Origin of the sequence: Citrobacter sp. Cb041 (assembly GCF_030336655.1) — a bacterium.
Taxonomy (GTDB): Bacteria; Pseudomonadota; Gammaproteobacteria; order Enterobacterales; family Enterobacteriaceae; genus Citrobacter; species Citrobacter braakii.
In genome coordinates, this window is sequence record NZ_JAOWDD010000028.1 from 289,445 (window position 1) to 314,754 (window position 25,310).

A 25,310-nucleotide genomic window follows, 5' to 3' on the forward strand; every position below is an offset into this window, starting at 1 on the left:
CTCCGTTGTTTTACGAGTCGTGATTTACTAGAGGAGTGAGATGTTGCGCCATCCAGTCGGCAATAAACGGCTGGGCGTCACGGTTAGGATGAATACCATCATCCTGCATCCACTGGGGTTTCAGATAAACCTCTTCCATAAAAAAGGGCAGCAGAGGTATATCAAACTCTTTGGCGAGTTTTGGATAAATCGCGCTAAAGCTTTCATTATAACGGCGACCGTAGTTTGCCGGCAGACGAATTTGCATCAGCAGCGGTTCGGCATTTGCTGCTTTCACATCCTGCAGAATCGTGCGCAGGGTTTGTTCGGTTTGCGCAGGCGAAAAACCGCGCAGACCGTCGTTGCCGCCAAGTTCGACCAGCACCCAGCGCGGCTGGTGCTGCTTCAGTAATGCAGGCAGACGGGCCAGACCCTGCTGCGAGGTGTCGCCGCTAATACTGGCATTCACCACCGGCGTTTTGGTTTGCCATTTATCATTAAGTAGCGCAGGCCACGCGGCGCTGGCGGACATACGGTATCCGGCGCTCAGGCTGTCACCCAGAATTAATAACGTGTCCGCTGCGGCGGCGCGGAAAGTTAACAGGACCAGGAACAGGAAAGGCCAATGCCAGCGGAAAACATTGTTGAAGTTCATCATCTTAAGAAATCCGTCGGTCAGGGTGATCATGAGCTATCCATCCTTACCGGAGTTGAACTGGTTGTCAAACGCGCCGAGACCATTGCGCTGATTGGCGAGTCGGGTTCAGGAAAATCCACACTGCTGGCGATCCTCGCCGGGCTGGACGATGGCACCAGCGGTGAAGTCAGCCTGGTGGGGCAGGCGCTGCACACCATGGATGAAGAAGCCCGGGCACAGCTACGGGCGCGACACGTGGGTTTTGTCTTCCAGTCATTCATGTTAATTCCGACCCTTAACGCGCTGGAAAACGTCGAGTTGCCCGCGTTGTTGCGCGGCGAAAACAGCGGAAAAAGTCGCGACGGGGCAAAAACGTTGCTGGAGCAACTGGGGCTGGGAAAACGTCTTGATCATCTTCCGGCCCAGCTTTCCGGTGGGGAGCAGCAGCGCGTGGCGCTGGCGCGGGCGTTTAACGGTCGTCCTGACGTGCTGTTTGCCGATGAACCGACGGGCAATCTGGACCGCCAGACCGGAGACAAAATCGCCGACCTGCTGTTTTCTCTGAACCGGGAACATGGCACCACCCTGATTCTGGTGACCCATGATTCTCAACTGGCGGCGCGTTGCGATCGGCGTTTACGCCTGGTGAACGGACAGTTGCAGGAGGAGGCATGATTGCACGCTGGTTCTGGCGCGAATGGCGCTCGCCTTCATTACTGATTGTCTGGCTGGCGCTGAGCCTGGCCGTGGCCTGCGTGCTGGCGCTGGGCAATATCAGCGATCGTATGGAAAAAGGGCTGAGCCAGCAAAGCCGTGAGTTTATGGCGGGAGATCGGTCGCTGCAAAGTTCGCGTACCGTGCCGAAAGCGTGGATTGACGAGGCGCGACAGCGTGGCCTGAAAGTGGGCGAACAGCTGACCTTTGCCACTATGACCTTTGCCCGGGATACGCCGCAGTTGGCGAACGTCAAAGCGGTGGATGATGTGTATCCGATGTATGGCACGTTGCAAACCAATCCGCCGGGACTGAAACCTCAGCCTGGCTCGGTGCTGCTGGCTCCGCGTCTGATGGCGTTGCTGAACTTAAAAATCGGTGATTCCATCGACGTGGGTGATGCCACGCTGCGCATCGCCGGGGAAGTGGTGCAGGAGCCGGATGCCGGTTTTAATCCGTTCCAGATAGCGCCGCGCCTGATGATGAACGTGGCGGATGTCGAAAAAACGGCGGCGGTCCAGCCGGGGAGCCGGGTGACCTGGCGCTATAAATTTGGCGGGACACCGCAGCAACTGGAAGCCTATGAAAAATGGCTGCTCCCGCAGTTAAAGCCTGAACAGCGCTGGTATGGGCTGGAGCAGGATGAAGGGGCGCTGGGGAAATCACTGGAGCGTTCGCAACAGTTCCTGCTGCTGTCGGCGCTGCTAACCCTGCTGCTGGCGGTCGCTGCGGTTGCCGTGGCGATGAGCCATTACTGCCGCAGTCGTTACGATCTGGTGGCTATTCTGAAAACCCTTGGCGCGGGCAGAGCACAGTTGCGCAGGCTGATTGTTGGTCAATGGCTGATGGTGCTGGTGCTGTCTGGCGTGACCGGAGGGTTATTCGGGCTGTTGTTTGAACGCGTGCTGGTGGTATTACTTAAGCCGGTACTGCCCGGCGAACTGCCGCCTGCCAGTCCCTGGCCGTGGCTATGGGCATTAGGCACCATGACGGTCATTTCTCTGCTGGTGGGGTTACGCCCTTACCGTTTGCTGCTGGCGACTCAGCCACTGCGGGTACTGCGCCGTGACGTGGTGGCAAACGTCTGGCCGCTGAAGTTTTATTTGCCGGTGGTATTGATAGTCGTGATTGCCCTGCTCGCCGGACTGATGGGCGGAAGCCCGCTGCTGTGGGCCGTGCTGGCCGGAGCGGTAGTGCTGGCGCTTTTGTGCGGGGTGCTCGGCTGGATGCTGCTCAACGTGCTGCGTGGCCTGACGCTCACCTCGCTGCCGCTGCGTTTAGCGGTCAGTCGGCTGTTGCGCCAGCCGTGGTCAACGCTCAGTCAGCTGTCGGCATTTTCGCTTTCCTTTATGTTGCTGGCGCTGCTGCTGGTACTGCGTGGCGACCTGCTCGACCGCTGGCAGCAGCAAATGCCGCCGGAAAGCCCGAACTATTTTCTCATCAACATTGCCACCGAACAGGTGGTTCCACTCAAGGCTTTCCTGGCTGAGCATCAGGTGATCCCGGAATCGTTCTATCCGATTGTGCGGGCGCGTCTGACGGCGATCAATGAGAAGCCGACCGAAGGCAATCACGATGAGGCGCTGAACCGCGAGCTTAATCTGACCTGGCAGGATACCCGACCGGATCATAACCCGATCGTTGCCGGAAGCTGGCCGCCAAAAGCGGGCGAAGTCTCAATGGAAGAGGGGCTGGCGAAACGGCTGAACGTCAAGCTTGGCGATCGGGTGACCTTTATGGGCGATACCCAGGATTTCAGCGCCACGGTCAGCAGTCTGCGCAAAGTGGACTGGGAAAGCCTGCGCCCCAACTTCTTCTTTATCTTTCCCTCCGGCGCGCTGGACGCTCAGCCGCAAAGCTGGTTAACCAGCTTTCGCTGGGAGAACGGCAACGGCATGCTGACGCAGCTTAACCGCGAATTCCCGACTATCAGCCTGCTGGATATTGGCGCAATCCTCAAACAGGTGAGCCAGGTGCTGGAGCAGGTGAGCCGGGCACTGGAGGTGATGGTGGTGCTGGTTACCGCTTGCGGTATGTTGCTGCTATTGGCGCAGGTCCAGGTCGGAATGCGTCAGCGTCATCAGGAACTGGTGGTCTGGCGCACGCTGGGCGCGGGTAAGAAGCTATTGCGTACCACGCTATGGTGCGAGTTCGCCATGCTCGGAATGGTCGCCGGACTGGTGGCTGCCATCGGCGCGGAAACCGCACTGGCGGTGCTGCAAACCCGAGTGTTTGATTTTCCGTGGGAGCCAGACTGGCGACTGTGGGTCGTGTTGCCGCTTTGTGGGGCATTGTTGCTCTCGTTATGCGGCGGATGGCTCGGTTCACGTCTGCTAAAAGGCAAAGCGCTGTTCCGTCAATTCAGTAGTTAATTCATATTCGTGATGATTACGCACCGGTTTTTTAAATCGGTGCGTTTTTTATCTATGTAGCACAAATTGATAACTCATTGATATTTAACAGCACAGAACAATAAAAACCCGACAACACGAGTGTATTAATAAACGTTAATATTTGTATGCTGAATAATTGGCAGGCTATCTATCAAGGTACAAATAATGACTATAAAAAAAACGGCGCTGGCGGTATCGATCGGCGCAGCAGTGGCATTAACGACGTTCGCCTCCCAGGCGGAAATCACGGTCCTGAAACAAGATCCACAGGCGGGCAACCCGCTGAGCCGTCTTAACTTCACCGTTGGCGGGAGTATTCGTCCGCAGTTCCAGAATATGGCCGGTGATGATGGTAAGAATGGCTACAAACGTAATGGTTTCGACGGCGGGACGCGTTTCCGCTTCGCCGCTGATTACTATCTGTTTGATGACATCAGCTGGGTGAGTTATTACGAGCTGGGCGTAAACTTCCCGGCAATGTTCAACTGGGATAATCACTATGCTAACGGCGCCAACGATACCACGCGTCGTATGTTGTACACCGGTCTGAAGAGCGCGACCTGGGGTACGCTGACCTTCGGTCAACAGAACAGCATTTACTATGATGTGGTTGGTGCGAAAACGGATATCTGGGACTACGACATGATCGGTCAGGCACCAGGTAACGGTATCAATGGCGACTATGACGGTTCCTATCGTACGCGTAAATCACTGAAGTATAAGAAAACGGTTGGCGATGTTGATCTCTACGCATCTTATCTGTTCAGCGATGATTACAACCCGAACAACGGTCTGCGCTACAAGCGTAAAGGCGGTGGCTCGCTGGGTGTGGATTATCACATCACCGATGACCTGACCTGGGGTACAGCGTGGAACTACACCCGCGCGGAAATGCGTGGCGACACGAGCAAAACCTACGATCAAAACATCGTCGGTACCGCGCTGAGCTGGAAACCGGACAATTGGACCTTCTCGATGGGCGGCGGTTGGTATCAAAACTTCATGACCACCAAAAAAGTCTCTGTTAACGATTACTTTGCCGGTGATGCCTGGGGTCTGGAATATTTCGCGGGTTATACCTTCCCGGTTGGTCAGTATGCGCTGAAATCCGTTCAACCCTACGTTATGGGCGACCGTATTGAATACGTGAATGGTCGTAACTACCTGCGTACCGACAATGGTGTGGGTATCAGCTTCCAGCTGGACTACGGTTTCCGTGTGGATTACGAACACGTCTTCACCTCCAGCACCGACGATCTGGGTGATATGAACCTGGTTCGTCTGCGTTACGACTTCTAAGTCAATTTCCCTGCCAAAACCGGGTAACCAGAAGGTTATCCGGTTTTTTACTATCCTTTGCTGAAAAACACATTAGTACCTTCAGCGTACATTCAACGACATATCCCGCAACATCATGAAATAATTTCAAGGACAGCAGGTTGTGATCTGTGTCATGTTAACAATCAGCCTGTTAACAGGCCAACAAGAACAACGCCGCAAGAACGGCGTGAGACATGACACCACAACGTTAAAATGGAGAAATTATGGGATTGCGTCAGAGTTTACGCGTCGCGACCGGAGCGCTGTTACTTGCCTGTGGATTACAACTTGCTCATGCGAACAGTGACCCGCATACCATCGTGTTTGGCGTCGCACCTGGTCCGTACGGCGATATGGTGAAACAGGCCATTGCCCCTACGCTGAAAGAGAAAGGCTATAAGGTAGTGGTGCGCGAATTCAGCGACTACGTGCAGCCGAACATGGCGCTTTCCAACGGCAGTATTGATGCCAACTTGTTCCAGCACTCGCTCTACTTTGACAAATTCACCGCTGATAAAGGACTGAAACTGAGCAAGCTGATTGTGGTCCCGACGGCCGGGATGGGTTTTTACTCACATAAAATCAAAAGCCTGGATGAGTTAAAAAAAGGGGATGTGATCACGCTTTCCAATGATCCAACCAATCTGGCTCGCGGTCTGCGTTTCCTGCAGTCTATTGGCCTTATTACCATCAAAGACACTATCGATCCGACTAAAGCCTCTGAGCGCGATATCGCCAGCAACCCGAAAGGGCTGGTGTTTAAACCGCTGGAAGCGGCGCAGCTGCCGCGTACCCTGGACGGTGTGACCGGCGCGCTGGTCAACGGTAACTTTGCCGTGGCGGCAAAACTGGATCTCGCCAGCGCCATCAAGCAAGAGCATCTGGACGAAAATCTGAAAAATATCATAGCGGTACGCAGTGAAGATGCGGATAAACCGTTCGCGAAAGATATTGTGGCGGCGGTGAAATCTCCGGCGTATCGCGCGGTGATCGACGATCCGCAAAATATTTACAGCGCCTTCCAGAAACCGGAATGGATGTCGGCAGCCCAATAATCGCTGCGCACAAGGTTAACAGGGGCAGCGGCGACTGCCCTTTTCGCATTTCTGAGGTGGCTATGATTGAGATAGAAAAGGTTTGCGTGGATTTTAGCGCCTGCCGTGGACCATCAACCCGGGCGGTTGATGACGTCAGCTTGCGCATAGGCGCAGGTGAGATATTTGGCATTGTCGGGACCAGCGGCGCGGGGAAAAGTACGCTGCTGCGCACCCTGAACGCCTTAACGCGACCAGGCCTGGGAAGCGTAAAGGTTAACGGCGTAGAAATTTCCGCGCTGGAAGGGGCGCAACTACGTAAAGCCCGTCAGCGTATTGGGATGATTTTTCAGCATTTTAATCTGATGCATACCCGTACCGTGGCGCAAAACGTCGCTTTCAGCCTGAAAGCTGCCGGATGGGAGCGCAGTAAAATTGGCCCACGCGTCAGCGAAATCCTGACGCTGGTGGGGCTGTCTGACAAGGCGAACCGCTTTCCTGTGCAGCTCAGCGGCGGGCAAAAGCAGCGCGTTGGTATTGCCCGTGCGATTGCCAATCACCCGGATGTGCTGCTGTGTGATGAACCGACCTCTGCGCTGGATCTGGAAACGTCGGCCACTATTCTGGCATTGCTTAAGCAGATCAACCAACAGCTGGGGATCACGATCGTGCTGATCACTCACGAGATGAACGTGATCAAATCGATTTGCGATCGTGTGGCGGTGATGTCCGGCGGCAAGGTGGTGGAGTCCGGTGAGGTGTTTGACGTTTTTGCTCACCCGCAGCACGCTTTCACGCAGCAACTGGTGTCGCATACCCTCAATCTGACGCTACCCGAACGCTTGCGTCAACATTTGCCTGGCCAGTTGCTGAAAATTCTGTTCATCGGCGATTCGGCGGAACAGCCGGTGTTGTCTGAAGTCGCGGTTAAATTTGGTGTGGCGGTGAACATTCTGCACGGCAAAATTGAATATATCGGCGAGCGTGCGCTGGGGATTCTGGTGGTGCAACTGACCGCGCCGCATAACCCTTCTGCGGTGGATGTCGCCGTGGAGCATATTCGTCAACGCACGGCACAGGTGGAGGTGATTCGTGGATGATTTATTGCCTGATTTGACGCTGGCGTTTAATGAAACCTTTCAGATGCTAAGCATCTCTACGGTGCTGGCGATTATTGGCGGTCTGCCGCTCGGTTTTCTTATTTTCGTCACCGACCGGCATTTATTCTGGCAAAACCGTTTTGTGTATCTGCTCAGCTCCGTGCTGGTGAATATCATCCGTTCGGTGCCGTTTGTGATCCTGCTGGTGCTGCTGCTGCCGCTCACCCAGTTTTTACTCGGAAATACCATTGGGCCGATTGCGGCGTCGGTCCCGCTCTCGGTGGCGGCAATCGCTTTTTATGCCCGTCTGGTCGACAGCGCACTGCGCGAAGTCGATAAAGGCATTATTGAAGCGGCGGAAGCCTTTGGCGCCAGCCCGATGCGCATCATCTGCACCGTTCTGTTACCTGAAGCGAGCGCGGGTCTGCTGCGTGGGTTGACGATAACGCTGGTGAGTCTGATCGGTTACTCCGCGATGGCCGGAATCGTTGGCGGCGGTGGGGTAGGCGACCTGGCGATTCGCTTTGGTTATTACCGCTACGAAACCCAGGTCATGATCGTCACCGTGGTGGCGCTGATTATTCTGGTGCAGGTCGTTCAGGTGCTGGGCGACTGGCTGGCGAAACGCGCGGATAAGCGCGACAGACACTGATCACTGTGCGTTAAGCCATCCGGCAACGTCCTGCCATGTGCCGCGAAAGACGACTTTCGCGGCTTTCTTTTCCAGTTGATAACGATACATCGGGTCGTAATACTCGTTGAGCAACGGTACCAGCCAGCCCATATGGGCGTCGGTACTGCCCGTCGCTTGCTGTTCGCGCAGAGCCACGTCGAGCAGGGCGGTCAGCTCGGCAAAACGTTGTAAACCCAGACGGCGGCGAATAGCAAACAGGCCGTGGTGCAGATACTCGCTATACTCCTGCCAGCCCTGACTCTCGCCATAAGCATGGGTAAAATCGTGGTGCATCCGCACGAAATACTCTTCGCGCAGTCGCTCCAGACGACGCTCAAAAGGATCGTCCACCACTGCAATAGATGCCTGGGTCATGCGTTCGCGCAGGCATTCGGGCAGATGATTAGCCCCGATCATGCGGCCTTCATCTTCCAGTACCCACAGACGCAGATCCTGACGGCTGTCGGTTCTGAGCATTTCGACCGCCAGCAGGTTTTCAAAACTCGCCTGACTCAGCTGCGGTTCAACGGTGCGACCAAACGAGGAACCGCGATGGTGCGCCAGACCTTCGAGATCCACGCCGTTCGGCTGCTGTTGCACCAGCTGCGTTTTACCGTTCCCGGTACAGCCGCCAATTAAGACGATCGGCTTTTGCACTAATTCTTCCGTCAGCTGAATCGCCGCCTGACGCAGGGCTTTGTAGCCGCCGTGTATCAGCGGGTAGTCAATCCCGGACTCGTGCAGCCACTGCTGCACAATGTGCGAACGCTGACCGCCGCGCGCGCAGCATAAATAACCCGCAGGATTTTGACGACAGGCATCCAGCCAGGCCTTCATACGTTGTTGGCGAGTCTCGCCGCAGACCAATTGATGGCCGAGCGTGAGGGCTGCCTCGGGTCCCTGACGTTTATAACAGGTACCCACGGCGGCACGTTCGTCATCGTTCATCAGGGGAAGGTTGATTGCTCCCGGCATTGCGCCTTGCAGAAATTCGACGGGGGCGCGTACATCGATTATAGGCGTACCAGCGAGCAAAATTGCGCGATAGTCCGTTCCAGCGTTCATGTGTGATCCTGAAAATACAAAAACAGCAATGGAGGGGATTTTACGCGCCAGAGGCGGGGCCGGGGAAGGATAAAATCAAATCCCCGGCATTAATGGCTTATTTCAGCGTTGACTGCGCCCAGATAATACCGCTGGCATATTCCGGCGGCAGCAGGGGGATAAGCGCTTCCAGCGTCGCGCTAAGACGCGCGGTATCGCTGTCGCTCAGGTTCAGGTGTCCCACCTTACGCCCTTCACGCACCTCTTTGTCATACCAGTGCAGATGCACCAGCGGCAGCTTCAGCCAGTCATAGTTCAGGTCGCTACCAATCAGATTTACCATCACCGAAGGAGTGTTCACTACCGGCGTGGGTAACGGCAGGTTGGTAATGGCGCGCAGGTGCAGCTCAAACTGGCTGATGCTGGCACCGTTTTGCGTCCAGTGCCCGCTGTTGTGCACGCGTGGAGCCAGTTCGTTAATCAGCAGACCTTCCGGGGTGATGAAACATTCCATCGCCATCACGCCGACATAGCCCAGCTCCTGCATGATGGCAGAGAGCATCGCTTCGGCCTGTTTCTGCTGTTTGGCGTTAGCCTGCGGGAAGACCACGCTGGTGCGCAGAATGCCGTCCTGGTGCAGGTTATGGGTCAGCGGATAGAAGACGGTGCTACCGTCGTGCGCACGAGCGCCAACCAGTGAGACTTCACCAGAGAAGTTGATTCCCCGCTCAACGATGCACTCGCCGTAGCAGTCGTCCGGCAGTTGTTCGGTTTCATTTGCGCGCAAACGCCACTGCCCACGACCGTCGTAACCGCCGACGCGACGTTTCACGATCGCCAGCTCACCGAGTTTGTCGAATACTGCAGGCCATTCGCTTTTATCCGCCAGCAACTGCCACGGCGCAGTTGCCAGGCCGAGCTTGTCAAAAAGCTGCTTTTGCGTCAGACGGTCGGCAATAATTGGGAAAACGTCGCGGTTGACAAATGCCGGATGGCGCGCGAGCTCGCGGGTGAGCGCCGTTTCCGGCCAGCGCTCAATCTCAGCGGTGATCACGCTTTGCTGAAAAGGGACCGCTGCTGGTTCGGCATCCAGCCCGACGGGCCAGACTGCAATGCCCAGCGGCTCACCGGCCTGGCGCAGCATGCGCCCTAGCTGACCGTTACCGAGTACGCAGACCTGCTTCATGCCGCACCTCGCGGGTCCGGATTCTCCAGCACCTCGTCGGTTTGTGCTTTGCGCCAGTCGTTCAGACGCTGGTGTAATGCTTTGTCGTGTGTTGCCAGAATTTGTGCCGCCAGCAGGGCCGCATTTGCCGCGCCCGCTTTGCCGATAGCCAGCGTTCCGACCGGAATACCGCGCGGCATCTGTACGATGGAGTAAAGGCTATCTACGCCGCTCAGCGCCGCGCTTTGCACCGGGACGCCTAAAACAGGCACCAGCGTTTTCGCCGCAATCATGCCCGGCAGATGCGCAGCGCCACCAGCACCGGCAATGATCACCTGATAGCCGTTCTCTTCTGCGCTTTCGGCGAAGCTAAACAGCTTGTCAGGGGTGCGGTGGGCGGAGACGACTTCAACATGATGCGGCACGTTCAGAATTTCGAAGATTTCGGCGGCGAACTGCATGGTAGCCCAGTCGCTTTTGGACCCCATCACGATGGCGACACGCGCCGGGTTATTGCGGGAAGACATGCGTCTGAAAACTCCTGTGATGCACTACACTCGACTTTTGAGGCCACAGAGAATAGCATAATTCGCCGTCAAGGAAAACGATTGCGCGCTTTACACTTCACCCTTCAGGCAGCCTTTGTAGTTGGCTACATCGCAACGAGTTTTGTGTAAAGAGGAACTGGATATCTGCGGAATTAAAACGGAAATGCGATCAGTTCAACGTCATCTGGCGTGACTTTGATCATCGACCCTTCGGTGTGCCATGCGCCTAATACCACGCGGAAAGCGGGTTGTTCATTGGCCGTAAGTTCGTGGACTGCCGGGCGGTGGGTGTGGCCGTGAATTAACCACTGGACCTGATGCATTTCCATCTCGGTGATGACGGCCTGCGGATTCACATCCATGATCTCCAGTGACTTGCTGCTGTTGGCCGCTTTGCTGTTGGCGCGCATTTTCGCGGCGATACGTTGGCGAACGAACAGAGGTAGGGAGAGGAACAGCTTCTGTAGCCAGGGTTGATGTACTTTGGCGCGAAACGCCTGATAGCCTGCATCGTCGGTACACAAAGTGTCGCCATGCATGATCAATACCTTGCGGCCATACAGGTTGAGTACTTTTTTCTCAGGCAGCAAGCTCATGCCGCTTTCACGGGCAAAACGTTTGCCGAGCAGAAAATCTCGGTTGCCGTGAATAAAAAAGCAGGGAACGCCGGAATCAACCAGTGATTTTATCGCCGCGGCTATTTCATGATGCAGTGGGTTTGGGTCGTCGTCGCCAATCCAGGCTTCAAACAGGTCGCCGAGAATGTACAGTGCATCAGCTTTTCGCGCATCACCGGCTAAAAAACGCAGAAAACCGGCGGTGATCGCCGGTTCTTCTGTGCAGAGGTGAAGATCTGCAATAAACAGTGTCGTCACGATTACTCGCTGACGGTCACGTTTTCGATGATGACGTCTTCTTTTGGCACATCCTGGTGCATACCGCTGCGACCAGTGGAAACGCCTTTGATTTTATCAACCACGTCCATGCCTTCAACAACTTCAGCAAACACGCAATAACCCCAACCCTGCATGCTTTCGCCGGAGAAGTTCAGGAAGTCGTTGTCTGCAACGTTGATGAAGAACTGTGCGGTTGCGGAGTGCGGAGCCTGAGTACGCGCCATCGCCAGCGTACCACGGGTGTTTTTCAGACCGTTGTTCGCTTCGTTTTTGATCGCTTCTTTCGTGGCTTTTTGCTTCATGCCCGGTTCGAAACCGCCGCCCTGGATCATGAAACCGTTAATAACACGGTGGAAAATGGTGTTGTTGTAAAAACCTTCGCGGCAGTAGTCCAGGAAGTTTTTAACTGTTTCAGGCGCTTTATCATCAAACGTTTTGATTACGATATCGCCGTGATTAGTGTGGAAAGTAACCATTTTTGCATCCTGTTCCGATAGATTGGTGCTTCGACCCCGTGAAGGGTCAGAGTTAGGGGTGTGTTATAGCATAACCGCAAGCTGCGATCACCTCGCAAAGTGTGCTGCTTCCGGTCTAAATTATGGGTATTATACAGACTTTACTATCCACACACGTCTACACGGAATCTTCGATGTTAAAAATCTTTAATACACTGACGCGCCAAAAAGAGGAATTCAAACCTATTCATGCCGGGGAAGTCGGCATGTACGTGTGTGGTATTACCGTTTACGATCTCTGTCATATTGGCCACGGACGTACCTTCGTTTCTTTCGACGTTGTCGCGCGCTATCTGCGCTTCCTCGGCTATAAGCTGAAGTATGTGCGCAATATTACTGATATCGATGACAAAATCATCAAGCGCGCGAATGAAAACGGTGAGAGCTTTGTGGCGTTGGTCGACAGAATGATCGCGGAAATGCATAGCGATTTCGACGCGCTGAATATTCTGCGCCCGGATCTGGAGCCGCGCGCTACGCACCATATCGCTGAGATCATTGAAATCACTGAACAACTGATTGCCAAAGGTCACGCATATGTCGCTGATAACGGCGACGTGATGTTCGACGTGCCGACTGACCCGAACTATGGTCAGCTGTCACGCCAGGATCTGGATCAGCTGCAGGCGGGCGCACGCGTTGATGTGGTTGATGTGAAGCGCAACCCGATGGACTTCGTGCTGTGGAAAATGTCCAAAGAAGGCGAGCCGAGCTGGCCGTCTCCGTGGGGCGCGGGTCGTCCTGGCTGGCACATCGAATGTTCGGCGATGAACTGCAAACAGTTGGGCAACCATTTTGATATTCATGGCGGTGGTTCGGATCTGATGTTCCCGCACCATGAAAACGAAATCGCTCAGTCCACCTGTGCGCATGACGGTGAATACGTTAATTACTGGATGCACTCCGGGATGGTGATGGTTGACCGGGAGAAAATGTCCAAATCGTTGGGCAACTTCTTTACCGTGCGTGACGTGCTGAAATACTACGACGCCGAAACCATTCGCTACTTCCTGATGTCTGGTCATTACCGTAGCCAGTTAAACTACAGCGAAGAGAACCTGAAGCAGGCGCGCTCTGCACTGGAGCGTCTGTATACCGCGCTGCGCGGCACCGATAAGTCCGTTGCCCCAGCCGGTGGCGAAGCCTTTGAAGCACGCTTCATTGAAGCGATGGACGATGACTTCAATACGCCGGAAGCCTACTCCGTGCTGTTTGATATGGCGCGTGAGGTTAACCGCCTGAAGGGTGAAGATATGGCGGCGGCTAACGGTATGGCTTCGCATCTGCGTAAGCTTTCCAGCGTGCTGGGCCTGCTGGAACAGGAGCCTGAAGCATTCCTGCAAAGCGGAGCGCAGGCGGATGACGGTGAAGTTGCTGAAATTGAAGCGTTAATCCAGCAGCGTCTGGATGCCCGTAAAGCCAAAGACTGGGCGGCAGCTGACGCCGCGCGTGACCGTCTCAATGAGATGGGTATCGTGCTGGAAGATGGCCCGCAGGGCACTACCTGGCGCCGTAAGTAATGATATTGATTGCCGGATGGCGGCTCGCGCCCTGTCCGGCAATCAATGTACGAATGTCGGTCGGATAAGACGCTTGTCGTATCCGGCAAATTAATATTTCCGATACCACCACAGCACACCCATCATCATAACTCCCGGTAGCCATACCCATATCAACTCCGAAATTATCACCTGGTGCCCGTATGGTGTGGCGTAGCGTGATAGCGCAAACGGGGCGACTTTAATCACCTGCCACGGCGCAAAGAAGCGTTCATCCGACCACGGCCACAGCCAGCCGACGCCTTTGCCGCCAGTGGTGACCGAATCCAACAGGCTGTGCGACAGCAGTGAAACCGTCAGAAATAGCCAGCAGCGAATTAAGCCTGCCTTAAACCATCGTCGACCCATCCATACGCAGAGCAGCGGCACCACGAAGGCGAACAGCAGCGAATGGGTAAAACCGCGGTGACCAAACACGTTGCCGTAGGCGACGCCAAGCTTAAACGACAGTACGTCGGCATCCGGCAGCATAGCCAAAATGACGCCAGTAAACAGTAATTGCGGGGGGATGACTTTACGCCCGAGACCTAATCCTAAACAGAGTGGAACGGCAGCGTGGGTAACGATTGTTGGCATGATGATCGCTTCGTGTGGAAAAACAACATGCTAACAGTTCACTGTGAAGTGGTGATGAAGTCATTATCTGAAAAGGAGAGAGGAAGTGGCCGGACAGGGGTTAACCTCATCCGGCACCTGGGATCACGCCACGACGTTAATGCTGTGGCCTTCAAAGCTGACGGTCTGTCCGGCAACGATTTTGCAGCGTTTACGCGTTTCTACAGCACCATCGACCTTCACTAACCCTTCGCCAATAGCAATTTTTGCCTGGGCGCCGCTTTCGCTCCAGCCTTCCAGCTTCAGCAAATCGCAGAGTTCAACGTGTGGGTGTTTACCCAGTGAAAATGTGGCCATCTTAAACGTCCTTTACATCATGATATTCAACACACGCCTGCAGCGTGTTTTCGATAAGTGTGGCGACCGTCATTGGGCCTACGCCGCCGGGTACCGGCGTGATGTATGACGCGCGTGCGGCGGCATCTTCAAAGACCACATCGCCAACAACCTTACCATTCTCCAGACGGTTGATGCCGACATCAATCACAATCGCACCTTCTTTTATCCACTCGCCGGGAATAAAGCCAGGTTTGCCGACGGCAACAATCAGCAGGTCTGCATGCTCTACATGGCGACGCAGATCTTTGGTGAACCGGTGGGTGACGGTGGTGGTGCAGCCAGCCAGCAGCAGCTCCATGCTCATCGGGCGGCCAACAATATTCGACGCGCCAATAACGACCGCATTCAGACCGTAGGTGTCGATATTGTAACGCTCAAGCAGAGTCACAATACCGCGCGGAGTACACGGGCGCAGGCGCGGCGCACGCTGGCACAGGCGACCAACGTTATACGGGTGGAAACCGTCAACGTCTTTATCCGGCGCAATACGCTCGAGAACTTTAACGTTGTCGATACCCGCAGGTAACGGCAGTTGGACCAGAATACCGTCGATGGTGGTATCTGCATTGAGCGTATCGATCAGCTCGAGCAGCTCCGCCTCGCTGGTGGTTTCAGGCAGGTCATAGGAGCGGGAGACAAACCCCACCTCGTCACAGGCTTTGCGTTTACTCGCGACATAAATCTGCGAAGCCGGGTTGCTACCTACCAGCACAACAGCCAGGCCTGGGGCGCGTAATCCAGCCGCTAAACGCGCCTGAACTTTTTGAGCAACCTCAGAGCGCACCTGCTGCGCAATCGTTTTACCGTCAATAATCTTTGCTGCCATCAGAGAGAGGATTCCGTCTGTTACGTTAAATCGAAGGGGATGCCGCTATTTTGTCAGAAGCGGGACGTGCTGTCAGTTTTCGTTTGCATTTTTACGTGCGCCAGGGGGCGTCACGATCTGCGAATGGGGTCAGGACAGAGGCTTAAGCCTTACGGATAATTAATGAGCATGCTAATTAAAATTAACGTGAATGAAACAACTCATCACCCTGGTATTTTCAGGGGTAATGCGTCACAAACCAGTCTGTTACGGTTAATTATGAGAGATTTTACCTCATTCCCACCCAGATTTTTCCTAGGTCCCATTAAGAATTAGCTAGGGTCATTAAAAGGATTTGCAGGTATTTTTCATTAATTGAAATGTTTAATTTATCGCTGTGACGAATAGTCATATTCGCGAGGAATAATTAGTGAATCAAATACTCAGGAGAATTGGGGTAAAAGGTTAGCTAATTCTCATGCGATATATATCTTTACAGGATGCAGAGATAATTAGCCTGACATTTAATGTCGATAATGATTCAAACGGATCCCGCAGGATGCTGGAGCCGGATGTGTGTAATTCAAGGGAAATCCATGAAACGTAAATTAATGACCTCTTCTGTTATTGCCAGCCTGATGTTAGTCGCCGGTGCAGCGGTTGCAGCCGATCCGGTAAGCGTTAGCGGCGGTACTGTGCATTTTGAAGGTGAACTGGTCAATGCAGCCTGTGCAGTCAGTACTCAGTCATCCGATCAGGTTGTGACGCTAGGCCAGTATCGTACTGCCAGTTTTGCCGCAGTGGGTGACACTACAGCACAAATTCCGTTCTCTATCGTGCTGAACGACTGTGACCCGAACGTTGCCGCAACTGCAGCCGTTGCTTTCTCTGGCCAGTCCGATAATACCAATAACAATCTGCTGGCCGTCTCTTCTGCAGACAACGGTACCACTGCGGGCGGTGTTGGGATTGAAATTCTGGACAATACGTCCACCGCGCTGAAGCCGGATGGTGCAACCTTCTCTACCGCTCAGGCGCTGGTAGAAGGGACCAACACCCTGCGTTTCTCTGCGCGTTACAAAGCCACTGCCGCAAGCGCAACGCCGGGTCAGGCAAATGCCGACGCGACGTTCATCATGAAGTACGAATAAGCCGTTTTGATTTGCGCAAGGAAGACGTTCGCCTCAATGGATGAGGCAATATCCGGGGATGATGAAGGATGCGGCAGATGATAGGGAAAGGCGTGGCGCTGGCGGGAATGCTGTGCGTAATGCCTGTGCTTTCACATACGGTAATACTGGAAAGTGGCCGCGTCCACTTACGGGGGCAGCTCGTCAACGGCGCCTGTACGGTCGCCACTGACAGTCAGGATATGCGGGTGCAAATGGGGCAGTATCGCACCAATGCTTTCTCTGGGACGGGAAGCTTCGCCTCTACCAGCGTACCGTTTTCACTGCGCTTAACGTCGTGCAGCTCCGATGTTTATGACCATGTTGGGATTGCGTTTGCGGGCGTGACGCCAGCGGAAGATCCGCAGGTTTTTCTTGCCAGCGGTGATGCGTCTGCGGCTTCGGGGATTGGTCTGGCGTTATTTGACGAGCGCCAACGGCAAATTATACCGAATGCCCTGCCGCTTCATTATGCGCCGATTATAACGCAAGAGATGACGTTTCATTTCACTGCCCGCTATCGGGCTGTCTCGGAAAATATAACGCCGGGAACGCTTCGCTCAGACGTGTGGTTTACGTTGGTTTATCCCTGATTTATTTCCCAACGATAATCGCATCAAAGGTATTTTTAGCTATGTTTAATTATCTAAAATCAGGTTTTATCCTTTTATTGGCCTTATTTTCTGCTGCCAGTGTTCAGGCTGCCGGAGGCATTGCATTAGGCGCCACTCGCGTTATTTATCCGGCCGATGCTAAACAAACGTCCCTGTCTATTAGCAATAGCGATACCAAAGAACGTTACCTGGTAAATTCATGGATTGAGAATAGCGCCGGCGCTAAAGAAAAATCGTTTGTGGTTACGCCTCCGCTGTTTGTTAGTGAACCCAAAAGCGAAAACACGCTGCGTATCATCTATGCCGGTGAACCGCTGCCCAAAGACCGTGAGTCGCTGTTCTGGATGAACGTCAAAGCCATTCCGTCAGTCAATAAAAACAGCCTTGAGGGCAAAAACGTTCTGCAACTGGCAATTCTGTCACGCATCAAACTTTTTGTTCGTCCGAATAATCTGCCGCAAATCCCGGAAGATGCACCAGGAATGCTGACCTTTTCCCGCTCCGGCAACCACCTGAAAATCAACAATCCGTCAGCGTACTACGTCACGTTGGTCAATCTCAATGTGGGGAAAACGAAGGTCGACAACGTGATGGTTGCGCCGAAAAGCGATGCGCAGGTCCTGCTACCCACGGGCGTTCAGGGCAACGTCACGTTCCAGACGGTCAATGATTATGGCGCTGTGACCCCGGCCAAAACGGTTAGTGTGCGTTGAGATAACGATGAATAAGACAACGTATTTTCCTGGCCTGTTACCGGGGGTTACGCCACCGCTGGCGGGGGTGGCGTTGTCCACGCTGGCGGCGCTCTTTCCCTCTCTAAGCTATGGGGAAAGCTATTTTAATCCGGCCTTTTTATCTGCGGATACGGCAACCGTGGCGGATTTATCACGTTTTGAAAAAGGCAATCACCAGCCTGAAGGCGTTTATCGCGTGGATATCTGGCGCAACGATGAGTTTGTTGCCACTCAGGATATTCGTTTTACTACCAGTGCGGCAAAAGCCGGGGAGAAGTCCGGTGGGCTGATGCCGTGCTTTGGACTCGACTGGGTGAAGCGCCTTGGCGTCAATATCGCCGCGTTTCCGGCACTCAGTAAGGATCCGAACGATACCTGTATCAATCTACCTGAGGCGATTCCCGGCAGCGAGATTGCGTTTGATTTTTCTACCCTGCGCTTAAACGTCAGCCTGCCACAGGCGTCAATGTTAAACAGCGCGCGCGGCTATATTCCACCGGAAGAGTGGGATGAAGGGATCCCGGCCGCGCTGGTTAACTACAGCTTTACCGGCAGCCGTGGCAGTGATACTGACAGCTATTTCCTCAGTATGCTCAGTGGTCTGAACTATGGCCCCTGGCGGCTGAGAAACAACGGTGCGTGGAGCTACTCCAGGGGCGACGGATACCACTCACAAAGCTGGAAAAACATCGGTACATGGCTTCAGCGCGCAATTATCCCGCTGAAGGGCGAACTGGTGATGGGCGACAGCAACACTGGCAACGACGTTTTTGACAGCGTCGGGTTTCGCGGTGCGCGGCTCTATTCCTCAGACAGTATGTATCCCGACAGCTTACAGGGCTACGCGCCTACCGTGCGCGGCATTGCGCGTACCGCAGCGAAACTGACCATTCGTCAGAATGGCTATGTGATTTATCAAAGCTATGTTTCACCCGGCGCTTTCTCGATAACCGATCTCAACCCAACGTCATCCAGCGGTGATCTTGAGGTCACGGTGGATGAGAAGGACGGCAGCCAGCAACGCTATACGGTGCCGTACTCCACCGTTCCCTTATTACAACGAGAAGGGCGTTTTAAATATGACGTTGTCGCCGGGGATTTTCGCAGCGGCAATAGCCAGCAATCTTCACCGTTCTTTTTCCAGGGAACATTAATTGCCGGGTTACCAGAGGGCTATACCGCCTACGGTGGTACGCAGTTGGCCTCACGTTACACCGCGGTGGTTTTAGGCACAGGTCGAAACCTGGGGGACTGGGGGGCGGTTTCTGTCGATCTCACCCATGCGCGCAGCCAACTGGCGGATGACAGTACGCACCAGGGGCAGTCTCTACGTTTCTTGTATGCGAAATCGCTGAACAATTTTGGCACTAACTTCCAGCTGTTGGGGTATCGCTACTCAACGCGTGGCTTCTATACCCTCGACGATGTGGCGTATCGCAGTATGGAAGGCTATGAGTACGAATACGACAGTGAGGGCAATCGCCACGACGTGCCCAATGTGACGAGTTACCACAACCTGAGCTACAGCAAAAAGGGCCGTTTCCAGATCAACATTTCGCAGAATCTGGGGGATTACGGATCGCTGTATATCTCGGGTAGTCAGCAGATGTACTGGAATACTTCAGACACCAATACCTGGTATCAACTGGGCTATGCCAGCGGCTGGCAGGGGATTAGCTATTCACTCTCCTGGTCGTGGAATGAATCGGTTGGCATCTCCGACACCGATCGTATTCTGGCGTTCAATATGTCTGTACCGTTCAGCCTGCTGAGCGGACGGCGTTACTCGCGTGATAACGCCCTCGATCGCACCTACGCCACCTTTAATGCCAACCGTAATAGCAACGGACAGAACAGCTGGCAGAGCGGGATCGGCGGTACGTTGCTGGATGGGCGCAACCTGAGCTACAGCGTGAATCAGGGGCACAGCAGCACCAATGGCTATAGCGGAAACGCCAGCGCCAACTGGCAGGCGGCCTATGGCACGCTGGGCGTGGGTTACAACTACGACCGTGACCAGCATGACTACAACTGGCAGCTCTCCGGCGGCGTAGTGGGGCATGCGGACGGCATTACGCTCAGTCAGCCTCTGGGCGATACCAACGTGCTGATTAAAGCGCCGGGCGCGCAGGGTGTACGGATAGAGAACCAGACCGGCGTTCAAACCGACTGGCGCGGATACGCGGTGATGCCATATGCCACCGTCTATCGCTATAACCGCGTCGCGTTAGACACCAATTCCATGAACAACAATACCGATGTGGAGAATAACGTCAGTAGCGTAGTGCCAACGAAAGGGGCGCTGGTGCGGGCGGCGTTTGATACACGAATCGGTGTGCGGGCGCTGATTACCGCCAAACATGCCGGTAAACCAGTGCCGTTTGGCTCCGTCGTGCGTGAAAACACCAGCGGCGTGACCAGCATGGTGGGTGAAGACGGGCAAATCTACCTGAGCGGCCTGCCGCTAAAAGGCGAGTTGTTGATCCAATGGGGGGAAGGCGCAAACGCGCGCTGCGTGGCGCGCTATGCCTTGCCAGAGGAGAACCTGAAACAAGCGGTAACGCTCACGAACGTGACGTGCGAATCTCCGTCAGCACGACAGGAATAATACGATGAAACGACAAACGGGTTTGTTACTGGGAAGCGCTTTACTGCTGATGACCCATTCGTCCTGGGCGACGGTCTGCCAAAACTCGAATGGCACGTCAACGGATGTTTTTTACGATCTGTCGAATGTCTTCAACAGTAGTAACAACCAGCCGGGACAGGTGGTGACGTTACCGGAAAAATCTGGCTGGGTTGGCGTGAAGGCCACCTGTCCGGCCGGGACAACGGTAAATTACACCTATCGAAGCTATTCCACTGAACTTCCGGTGCAAAGTACCGAAGGCGGTTTTCAGTATCTGAAGCTCAATGACTACCTGCTGGGGGCCATGAGCATAACTGATGACTATGCCGGGTTATTTTATCCCCCGCGTAATTACATTCGCATGGGGACTCACCCAAACGTACCTAAGCAGCAGCCTTTTGGCGTGATGGATTCAAAGCTGGTGTTTAAGCTCAAAGTGATCCGCCCGTTTATTAACATGGTGCCGATTCCGCGGCAGACGATGTTTAGCGTCTATGTCACGACCAGTACCGGAGATGCGCTAAGCGTGCCGGTTTATACCATCAGCTACAGCGGCAAGGTGGAGGTTCCACAAAACTGCGAAGTAAACGCCGGGCAGATTGTTGAGTTTGATTTTGGTGATATTGGCGCATCGCTGTTTAGCAAGGCAGGGGCGGGAAACCGGCCTGAAGGCATCAATCCGCAGACCAAAACGGTGGCGATAAAATGTACCAACGTCGCTGCACAGGCCTACTTAACCATGCGTGTAGAGGCCGAGAAAGCCACCGGGCAAATGATGGTATCTGACAACCCGGATTTAGGTTTTATTGTCGCCGACAGCAGCGGTAAACCGCTAACGCCCAATAATCTGTCCAGCACTATCCCGTTTCAACTGGATGATAACGCCGCGGCGAGCGTGGGGATCCGAACATGGCCGGTCAGCGTAACGGGCAATAAGCCTACCGAAGGACCTTTTACAGCCCGTGGCTATCTGCGAGTGGATTATGACTAACAAACAAACGCCAGCCGCAGGGACACTTCTGGCAATGGTGTGCCTGCTGACATTCAGCTCGTTGTGCCATGCCGCTTCGTCGCTGGGGGAAATCAATATTGAACTGCGCGGTAACGTGGTGGACTTTACCTGCGCGGTAATTGCCGGCGACAGCAATAAGTCTGTGGAGCTAGGCACCTGGCCGACAAAGCAGCTTCAGACCAGCGGAGATACCACTCAACCGGTCGCGTTTACGCTGAAGCTAGAAGGCTGCCCGCCGGGATCCGCTTCGATAACGTTTACCGGAACTCCGGCCCCGGGCACGACGTTGCTGGCGCTTGATGACGCGGTGATGGCGCAAAAGGTGGCGATCGAACTGCACGACAGCGACCGTACGCGATTGCCGCTCGAGCAGGCCAGCCAGACCGTGGGGATTGATGACAACGGCAACGCCACGCTGACCTTTTTCGCAAACTATATCGCGTTAGCTGCTGGGGTTCAGCCTGGCATTGCCAAGGCTGATGCCACGTTCATGATTAACTATAACTAATCAATGCGCTAACAAAACACTCCCGAACGAAATCTCGCCGGGAGTGTTATTACATTAATTCATGCATTTTTGCGTAATCGATCAGCTCAACGATGGTGTGCAACCCGAGCTTGGAGTAGATATTAGCCTTGTGAGCGCTAATCGTTTTATTGCTGAGTAACAACTGCTCAGCAATTTCCTTATTGGATAGCCCGTTTGCCAGATAACGCAAAACGGTAACTTCACGGTTAGAGAGCGGCATGTCATGTAAGACGCCTTTTTGTGCATTTATATTGTTAATGAAATTAAGGGTATCCGAAGGGAAAAAGGAATATCCCGATAAAATCATTTTTACCGCATTGTAGATATCATTGAGATCCTTTCGTTTACTGACAAACCCATTTGCACCGGCCCGGATAGCACGCCCGGCATAAAACGACTCGGATTTTGAGGACAGAAACAGTACCCGAGTTTTCTCCTGCAATGATTTTATTCTTTTGAGTAATGTAAACCCATCAGAACCAGGCAGTTCAATATCCAGGATGACAAGATCGACCGGGTACGTGCGCAGGTGTTCTATTGCCGTACGGCTGTCATCGGTTTTCAACACTACCTGAATATTACTGTTTTTCTCGAGTAGTACTTCTATCGACATTCTGACAATAGGGTGTTCGTCCATAATGATAACGGATGCTGGTTTCATTGTTGTATGCCTCAAACTGTTTGCGTATCTTGCGAATTTGATAAAACATCAGGCGTTATAATATTGTCAAATAGCCAAGAATTGTTCTGAGGGAGAGCCGAATAAATATTATTTCATCCTTGTTTATTCGGTTGTTCTTCTGCAGAACAATGAATTTGTGGAAAATCCATTTCACACCGGGAAAACTAACAATTAATCAGGAAACTGTGGGGATTATACCTGCTCTGCTCATTCGGAAAAGACTTACAACATCCTGGTTGTTAATGTCAGTTAGGATATTCTGAAAGATCCAGATGTGTTAATGACTATTGGTATTATTTATCTGCGGTTCGAATTATGGCAGATTGAAAATTTTTTTTAAACAGTAAAAACGACACAATAAACCAATTGTTTAGGTTTTGTTAAGACTGCAATGGGACTATTTTCTATTGAAAAGCACAGGATCAGTAAGGTTAAGTGTGGGAGTGGCTCCAGGCATAATACCAGGAATAGTTGTAAATATTAAATATTTGTAAAAATTAGATCTGTTTTCTTATTTGAAAATAAGTAATTTCCTAAAAAATCTTATAGCACAATGAGTTATGGTGTTAAATTAAATGGGTAGAGGTAACGTTGAGGCGGTGTATCAGATGCAAAAAGCGCTGCCTGCTGGGTAATCCAAGGCGCGTAATCAACTGATTCAGGCGATAAATGATACGGTGATAGGGTTGTGTCTGTAACAATGCAATCTTTTTTAAGGAGTTACCCTGTAATAGTAAGGTAATCAGCTCCCAGTCGAGCTGATTTATGCGTCTGGAATGAATATAGCTAAGAACCGGAGATAATAAGGCATGACGCATCTCGGGGAGGCGCAAATTGCGTGGCAAGATATAAAATGGACCGGACAGTGTAATAAATGTAGTGAGGTCTTCATCGCGACTGGAAAGCATTATGAAGATTTGGATGTCATTATGCTTCTTAATTAGCTGGCGCAGGCTTTCAAGTATATCGAAATAAGGGGTTGTTAAGCTTTCAATGTCAATCACTAACTGGCTAATTACCGGCTCTTGCATGCTGAGCAAGGTCGATTCAACGCTCTGGAAGATCGCCGTGCGAGTACCTGAGAATAAATGTCGACTCAGCGCATAGGCCAGATAGTAGTCTGTCGTAATTATCGCCTGAGATATAGTGCCGTCTGGTAAGGTGCATTCGAGTTTTTGCGCCAGATACTCGATCCGGTCAAATACCTGTGAGGTACAGTGGGGAAATTGCCAGCTACAGTTAGCGTTTCGTATACGGCGATAGCGGTCCCGGCGTTTTGCACTGTGCATCCTTTTCCATTCCATTTCTGTTGCGGCAGGTCTGGATAAATTGCTGACTACAGACATCCCTGAACCAAACTTTTGTCAGCGCAAAGGTGAGTTGACTTATGCCGTTGGGTTTCAGTGCTTCAACAATCATCAGACTGGCGATTGCGTACCCCATCAGAATAATTTGCCGGAAGTTTTCTGATGTCTTACTCAATGCCCAAAAGATCGTTTTATCCAGTTCAACCTCTCTCTGAGATTAGATAAAATATTACCGGGTGTGTCTTTCTTTTTCCCCGGAAATAGTATGGCCGGATTATTCTCGCAGCCTGAAGCCAGGTACAGTAGGAGCCGATGCTTAATCGATGATGAGATATTTCTCAATAAAAATTAGGCAGAGATACCCCGTCTAATTTTGCAGAAAGTTCAGATGTGCGCGGATGTATCTTAAGAATTGCTGATCGTTTTTCACATGCAGCTTTTTCATAATGCTGCGGCGGGTCGCTTTGGCCTGGATATCGCTGACTGAGAGCAGATGAGCCGTTTCGGCTAACGTATACCCGCTGGCGAGAAACATTAAGAACTGGCGTTCTTCGATAGAAAAGTTGCGGGTGGTGCAGTAATGGCAGATAGTCGCGGGCACGCTAGTGCGCAGTGCGCGTTTTTGCAGGATGAGGACCAGTTTTTTGGTTATCTCGTCGACGTCATCTTCCCGATAAATCAGTGGCAACATGTACAGGCAGGGGCGGAACATCAGCTTATCTTTGTCGTTTTTGCTACAGATGACCACCCGGTGTTGGCGCCTGGTGTGGACAGGAACCATGTAACAATCGGCGCTGAGCCAATCTTCATCCAGTGAGATAAACGCGATTTCAGCGCGATCGATATCTTCGACAGGTAAAAAGCTAATCTCCTGATGCCACTGATTTGCCAGATGGGAGATGATGATTTTCAGTCCATGTTCGAAGTGACTGTTTTCTTCCTTGATGGCGATACTTAACATTAAAGAGTTCCTGAACCACTGGAGAGGGGATAAAGGAATGTTAAGCAAAATCATAAATATTCTAAATACATGCATCCCTAAATCTGACGTTTTGCGGGCTGAGTTGTTACCAGGTGATTTCCTGGATACCTTTGAACGAGCAGAAAAAATCAACATTCGTACACTTCGCCAGCAACCGAAACAAAAGGCATTGACTCAGCAAGCGCTGACCGTATAATTCACGCGTTTCATCTGCATGAAGTAATCACTTCGCAATGCGCCCTTAGCTCAGTTGGATAGAGCAACGGCCTTCTAAGCCGTAGGTCGTAGGTTCGAATCCTACAGGGCGTACCATTTC

26 protein-coding genes and 1 tRNA gene are annotated in these 25,310 nt (G+C 52.9%); 15 read left to right on the top strand and 12 right to left on the bottom strand.

All coding sequences use genetic code 11. The features are described from left to right. Positions 1 to 10: 10 nt before the first annotated feature. Positions 11 to 634: a multifunctional acyl-CoA thioesterase I/protease I/lysophospholipase L1 gene (gene tesA / locus OGV52_RS03915; RefSeq protein WP_047418383.1), complete on the bottom strand. Its 624-nt coding sequence runs from the start codon at positions 632 to 634 to the stop codon at positions 11 to 13. On the opposite strand from tesA, the gene ybbA reads away from it, so the two are divergent. From ybbA to OGV52_RS03945, 6 genes are all read left to right on the top strand, one after another. Continuing rightward, positions 605 to 1,291, top strand: a complete 687-nt coding sequence (gene ybbA, locus OGV52_RS03920; RefSeq protein ID WP_016152113.1) for a putative ABC transporter ATP-binding protein YbbA — start codon at positions 605 to 607, stop codon at positions 1,289 to 1,291. The two genes, tesA and ybbA, sit on opposite strands and share 30 nt — an antisense overlap. Further along, on the top strand, positions 1,288 to 3,702 hold the full coding sequence (gene ybbP, locus OGV52_RS03925; RefSeq protein WP_103765970.1) for a putative ABC transporter permease subunit YbbP: 2,415 nt from the start codon (positions 1,288 to 1,290) through the stop codon (positions 3,700 to 3,702). The genes ybbA and ybbP overlap by 4 nt, the downstream gene beginning before the upstream one ends. A gap of 186 nt (positions 3,703 to 3,888) precedes the next feature. After that, positions 3,889 to 5,022: a porin gene (locus OGV52_RS03930; RefSeq protein ID WP_047416825.1), complete on the top strand. Its 1,134-nt coding sequence runs from the start codon at positions 3,889 to 3,891 to the stop codon at positions 5,020 to 5,022. Between the two features lie 245 nt (positions 5,023 to 5,267). Further along, positions 5,268 to 6,098 carry a MetQ/NlpA family ABC transporter substrate-binding protein gene (locus OGV52_RS03935; RefSeq protein WP_016152116.1) on the top strand — a complete coding sequence of 277 codons (831 nt, stop codon included), beginning with the start codon at positions 5,268 to 5,270 and terminating at the stop codon, positions 6,096 to 6,098. Between the two features lie 62 nt (positions 6,099 to 6,160). Further along, positions 6,161 to 7,177 carry a virulence-associated ABC transporter ATP-binding protein SfbB gene (sfbB, locus tag OGV52_RS03940; RefSeq protein WP_287108110.1) on the top strand — a complete coding sequence of 339 codons (1,017 nt, stop codon included), beginning with the start codon at positions 6,161 to 6,163 and terminating at the stop codon, positions 7,175 to 7,177. Beyond that, positions 7,170 to 7,829: a methionine ABC transporter permease gene (locus OGV52_RS03945; RefSeq protein ID WP_003831085.1), complete on the top strand. Its 660-nt coding sequence runs from the start codon at positions 7,170 to 7,172 to the stop codon at positions 7,827 to 7,829. Before sfbB ends, OGV52_RS03945 begins: the two co-directional genes overlap by 8 nt. On the opposite strand, the gene mnmH is transcribed toward OGV52_RS03945, so the two are convergent. From mnmH to ppiB, 5 genes are all read right to left on the bottom strand, one after another. Beyond that, positions 7,830 to 8,915 (bottom strand): tRNA 2-selenouridine(34) synthase MnmH, encoded by a 1,086-nt coding sequence (gene mnmH / locus OGV52_RS03950; RefSeq protein ID WP_287108111.1) that lies wholly within the window; start codon positions 8,913 to 8,915, stop codon positions 7,830 to 7,832. A gap of 97 nt (positions 8,916 to 9,012) precedes the next feature. After that, positions 9,013 to 10,080 carry a 5-(carboxyamino)imidazole ribonucleotide synthase gene (gene purK, locus OGV52_RS03955; protein ID WP_047358033.1) on the bottom strand — a complete coding sequence of 356 codons (1,068 nt, stop codon included), beginning with the start codon at positions 10,078 to 10,080 and terminating at the stop codon, positions 9,013 to 9,015. After that, a complete protein-coding gene (gene purE / locus OGV52_RS03960) occupies positions 10,077 to 10,586 on the bottom strand; it encodes a 5-(carboxyamino)imidazole ribonucleotide mutase (RefSeq protein ID WP_016152120.1) in 510 nt (169 codons plus the stop codon). The genes purK and purE overlap by 4 nt, the downstream gene beginning before the upstream one ends. A gap of 173 nt (positions 10,587 to 10,759) precedes the next feature. Continuing rightward, on the bottom strand, positions 10,760 to 11,482 hold the full coding sequence (lpxH, locus tag OGV52_RS03965) for a UDP-2,3-diacylglucosamine diphosphatase (protein ID WP_049282498.1): 723 nt from the start codon (positions 11,480 to 11,482) through the stop codon (positions 10,760 to 10,762). A 2-nt stretch (positions 11,483 to 11,484) separates the two neighbouring features. Next, positions 11,485 to 11,979 (bottom strand): peptidylprolyl isomerase B, encoded by a 495-nt coding sequence (gene ppiB, locus OGV52_RS03970; protein WP_003021875.1) that lies wholly within the window; start codon positions 11,977 to 11,979, stop codon positions 11,485 to 11,487. Between the two features lie 173 nt (positions 11,980 to 12,152). Between ppiB and cysS the strand changes: the two genes are divergently transcribed. Then, a complete protein-coding gene (gene cysS / locus OGV52_RS03975) occupies positions 12,153 to 13,538 on the top strand; it encodes a cysteine--tRNA ligase (protein WP_006685638.1) in 1,386 nt (461 codons plus the stop codon). Between the two features lie 90 nt (positions 13,539 to 13,628). Here cysS and OGV52_RS03980 read toward each other — a convergent pair whose 3' ends face one another. The 3 genes from OGV52_RS03980 to folD all read right to left on the bottom strand — a co-directional run bounded on the left by OGV52_RS03980 (position 13,629) and on the right by folD (position 15,357). Further along, positions 13,629 to 14,153: a metal-dependent hydrolase gene (locus tag OGV52_RS03980; RefSeq protein WP_046276061.1), complete on the bottom strand. Its 525-nt coding sequence runs from the start codon at positions 14,151 to 14,153 to the stop codon at positions 13,629 to 13,631. 123 nt (positions 14,154 to 14,276) lie between these two features. Next, entirely contained in the window at positions 14,277 to 14,489 is a 213-nt protein-coding gene (gene ybcJ / locus OGV52_RS03985; RefSeq protein WP_016152124.1) for a ribosome-associated protein YbcJ, read from the bottom strand. 1 nt (position 14,490) lies between these two features. Further along, on the bottom strand, positions 14,491 to 15,357 hold the full coding sequence (gene folD, locus OGV52_RS03990) for a bifunctional methylenetetrahydrofolate dehydrogenase/methenyltetrahydrofolate cyclohydrolase FolD (protein WP_003021887.1): 867 nt from the start codon (positions 15,355 to 15,357) through the stop codon (positions 14,491 to 14,493). A 575-nt stretch (positions 15,358 to 15,932) separates the two neighbouring features. Here folD and fimA point away from each other — a divergent pair. From fimA to sfmF, 6 genes are all read left to right on the top strand, one after another. Next, positions 15,933 to 16,487 carry a type 1 fimbrial major subunit FimA gene (fimA, locus tag OGV52_RS03995; protein ID WP_032931075.1) on the top strand — a complete coding sequence of 185 codons (555 nt, stop codon included), beginning with the start codon at positions 15,933 to 15,935 and terminating at the stop codon, positions 16,485 to 16,487. A 77-nt stretch (positions 16,488 to 16,564) separates the two neighbouring features. Beyond that, entirely contained in the window at positions 16,565 to 17,098 is a 534-nt protein-coding gene (gene fimI, locus OGV52_RS04000) for a type 1 fimbrial protein subunit FimI (protein WP_016152126.1), read from the top strand. Positions 17,099 to 17,139: 41 nt separating this feature from the next. Next, complete coding sequence (gene fimC, locus OGV52_RS04005; protein WP_016152127.1) at positions 17,140 to 17,832, top strand: type 1 fimbria chaperone FimC; 693 nt, start codon at positions 17,140 to 17,142, stop codon at positions 17,830 to 17,832. Between the two features lie 7 nt (positions 17,833 to 17,839). Then, positions 17,840 to 20,461: a fimbrial biogenesis usher protein gene (locus OGV52_RS04010; protein ID WP_287108112.1), complete on the top strand. Its 2,622-nt coding sequence runs from the start codon at positions 17,840 to 17,842 to the stop codon at positions 20,459 to 20,461. A 4-nt stretch (positions 20,462 to 20,465) separates the two neighbouring features. Beyond that, a complete protein-coding gene (fimH, locus tag OGV52_RS04015) occupies positions 20,466 to 21,473 on the top strand; it encodes a type 1 fimbria D-mannose specific adhesin FimH (protein WP_287108113.1) in 1,008 nt (335 codons plus the stop codon). Beyond that, positions 21,466 to 22,002 carry a fimbria assembly protein gene (gene sfmF / locus OGV52_RS04020; protein ID WP_047501855.1) on the top strand — a complete coding sequence of 179 codons (537 nt, stop codon included), beginning with the start codon at positions 21,466 to 21,468 and terminating at the stop codon, positions 22,000 to 22,002. Before fimH ends, sfmF begins: the two co-directional genes overlap by 8 nt. A 49-nt stretch (positions 22,003 to 22,051) precedes the next feature. Here sfmF and fimZ read toward each other — a convergent pair whose 3' ends face one another. The 3 genes from fimZ to fimW all read right to left on the bottom strand — a co-directional run bounded on the left by fimZ (position 22,052) and on the right by fimW (position 24,973). Continuing rightward, positions 22,052 to 22,684, bottom strand: coding sequence for a fimbria biosynthesis transcriptional regulator FimZ (fimZ, locus tag OGV52_RS04025; RefSeq protein WP_016152131.1), 633 nt, complete (start codon positions 22,682 to 22,684; stop codon positions 22,052 to 22,054). 587 nt (positions 22,685 to 23,271) lie between these two features. After that, on the bottom strand, positions 23,272 to 23,994 hold the full coding sequence (gene fimY, locus OGV52_RS04030; RefSeq protein ID WP_047501853.1) for a fimbria biosynthesis regulator FimY: 723 nt from the start codon (positions 23,992 to 23,994) through the stop codon (positions 23,272 to 23,274). A gap of 385 nt (positions 23,995 to 24,379) precedes the next feature. Next, on the bottom strand, positions 24,380 to 24,973 hold the full coding sequence (fimW, locus tag OGV52_RS04035) for a fimbria biosynthesis transcriptional regulator FimW (RefSeq protein WP_016155913.1): 594 nt from the start codon (positions 24,971 to 24,973) through the stop codon (positions 24,380 to 24,382). A gap of 37 nt (positions 24,974 to 25,010) precedes the next feature. On the opposite strand from fimW, the gene OGV52_RS04040 reads away from it, so the two are divergent. Continuing rightward, entirely contained in the window at positions 25,011 to 25,190 is a 180-nt protein-coding gene (locus OGV52_RS04040) for a hypothetical protein (protein WP_016152134.1), read from the top strand. A gap of 39 nt (positions 25,191 to 25,229) precedes the next feature. Further along, positions 25,230 to 25,306 (top strand) — tRNA-Arg (locus OGV52_RS04045). Positions 25,307 to 25,310: the final 4 nt, after the last annotated feature.

Bases quoted from the DNA above. Each gene is read 5' to 3' on its own strand.
- ybbA (WP_016152113.1), top strand. From the start codon at position 605: ATGCCAGCGGAAAACATTGTTGAAGTTCATCATCTTAAGAAATCCGTC.
- tesA (WP_047418383.1), bottom strand. From the start codon at position 634: ATGAACTTCAACAATGTTTTCCGCTGGCATTGGCCTTTCCTGTTCCTG.
- ybbP (WP_103765970.1), top strand. From the start codon at position 1,288: ATGATTGCACGCTGGTTCTGGCGCGAATGGCGCTCGCCTTCATTACTG.
- OGV52_RS03930 (WP_047416825.1), top strand. From the start codon at position 3,889: ATGACTATAAAAAAAACGGCGCTGGCGGTATCGATCGGCGCAGCAGTG.
- OGV52_RS03935 (WP_016152116.1), top strand. From the start codon at position 5,268: ATGGGATTGCGTCAGAGTTTACGCGTCGCGACCGGAGCGCTGTTACTT.
- sfbB (WP_287108110.1), top strand. From the start codon at position 6,161: ATGATTGAGATAGAAAAGGTTTGCGTGGATTTTAGCGCCTGCCGTGGA.
- mnmH (WP_287108111.1), bottom strand. From the start codon at position 8,915: ATGAACGCTGGAACGGACTATCGCGCAATTTTGCTCGCTGGTACGCCT.
- purK (WP_047358033.1), bottom strand. From the start codon at position 10,080: ATGAAGCAGGTCTGCGTACTCGGTAACGGTCAGCTAGGGCGCATGCTG.
- purE (WP_016152120.1), bottom strand. From the start codon at position 10,586: ATGTCTTCCCGCAATAACCCGGCGCGTGTCGCCATCGTGATGGGGTCC.
- ppiB (WP_003021875.1), bottom strand. From the start codon at position 11,979: ATGGTTACTTTCCACACTAATCACGGCGATATCGTAATCAAAACGTTT.
- cysS (WP_006685638.1), top strand. From the start codon at position 12,153: ATGTTAAAAATCTTTAATACACTGACGCGCCAAAAAGAGGAATTCAAA.
- OGV52_RS03980 (WP_046276061.1), bottom strand. From the start codon at position 14,153: ATGCCAACAATCGTTACCCACGCTGCCGTTCCACTCTGTTTAGGATTA.
- ybcJ (WP_016152124.1), bottom strand. From the start codon at position 14,489: ATGGCCACATTTTCACTGGGTAAACACCCACACGTTGAACTCTGCGAT.
- folD (WP_003021887.1), bottom strand. From the start codon at position 15,357: ATGGCAGCAAAGATTATTGACGGTAAAACGATTGCGCAGCAGGTGCGC.
- fimA (WP_032931075.1), top strand. From the start codon at position 15,933: ATGAAACGTAAATTAATGACCTCTTCTGTTATTGCCAGCCTGATGTTA.
- fimI (WP_016152126.1), top strand. From the start codon at position 16,565: ATGATAGGGAAAGGCGTGGCGCTGGCGGGAATGCTGTGCGTAATGCCT.
- fimC (WP_016152127.1), top strand. From the start codon at position 17,140: ATGTTTAATTATCTAAAATCAGGTTTTATCCTTTTATTGGCCTTATTT.
- OGV52_RS04010 (WP_287108112.1), top strand. From the start codon at position 17,840: ATGAATAAGACAACGTATTTTCCTGGCCTGTTACCGGGGGTTACGCCA.
- fimH (WP_287108113.1), top strand. From the start codon at position 20,466: ATGAAACGACAAACGGGTTTGTTACTGGGAAGCGCTTTACTGCTGATG.
- sfmF (WP_047501855.1), top strand. From the start codon at position 21,466: ATGACTAACAAACAAACGCCAGCCGCAGGGACACTTCTGGCAATGGTG.
- fimZ (WP_016152131.1), bottom strand. From the start codon at position 22,684: ATGAAACCAGCATCCGTTATCATTATGGACGAACACCCTATTGTCAGA.
- fimY (WP_047501853.1), bottom strand. From the start codon at position 23,994: ATGCACAGTGCAAAACGCCGGGACCGCTATCGCCGTATACGAAACGCT.
- fimW (WP_016155913.1), bottom strand. From the start codon at position 24,973: ATGTTAAGTATCGCCATCAAGGAAGAAAACAGTCACTTCGAACATGGA.
- OGV52_RS04040 (WP_016152134.1), top strand. From the start codon at position 25,011: ATGTTAAGCAAAATCATAAATATTCTAAATACATGCATCCCTAAATCT.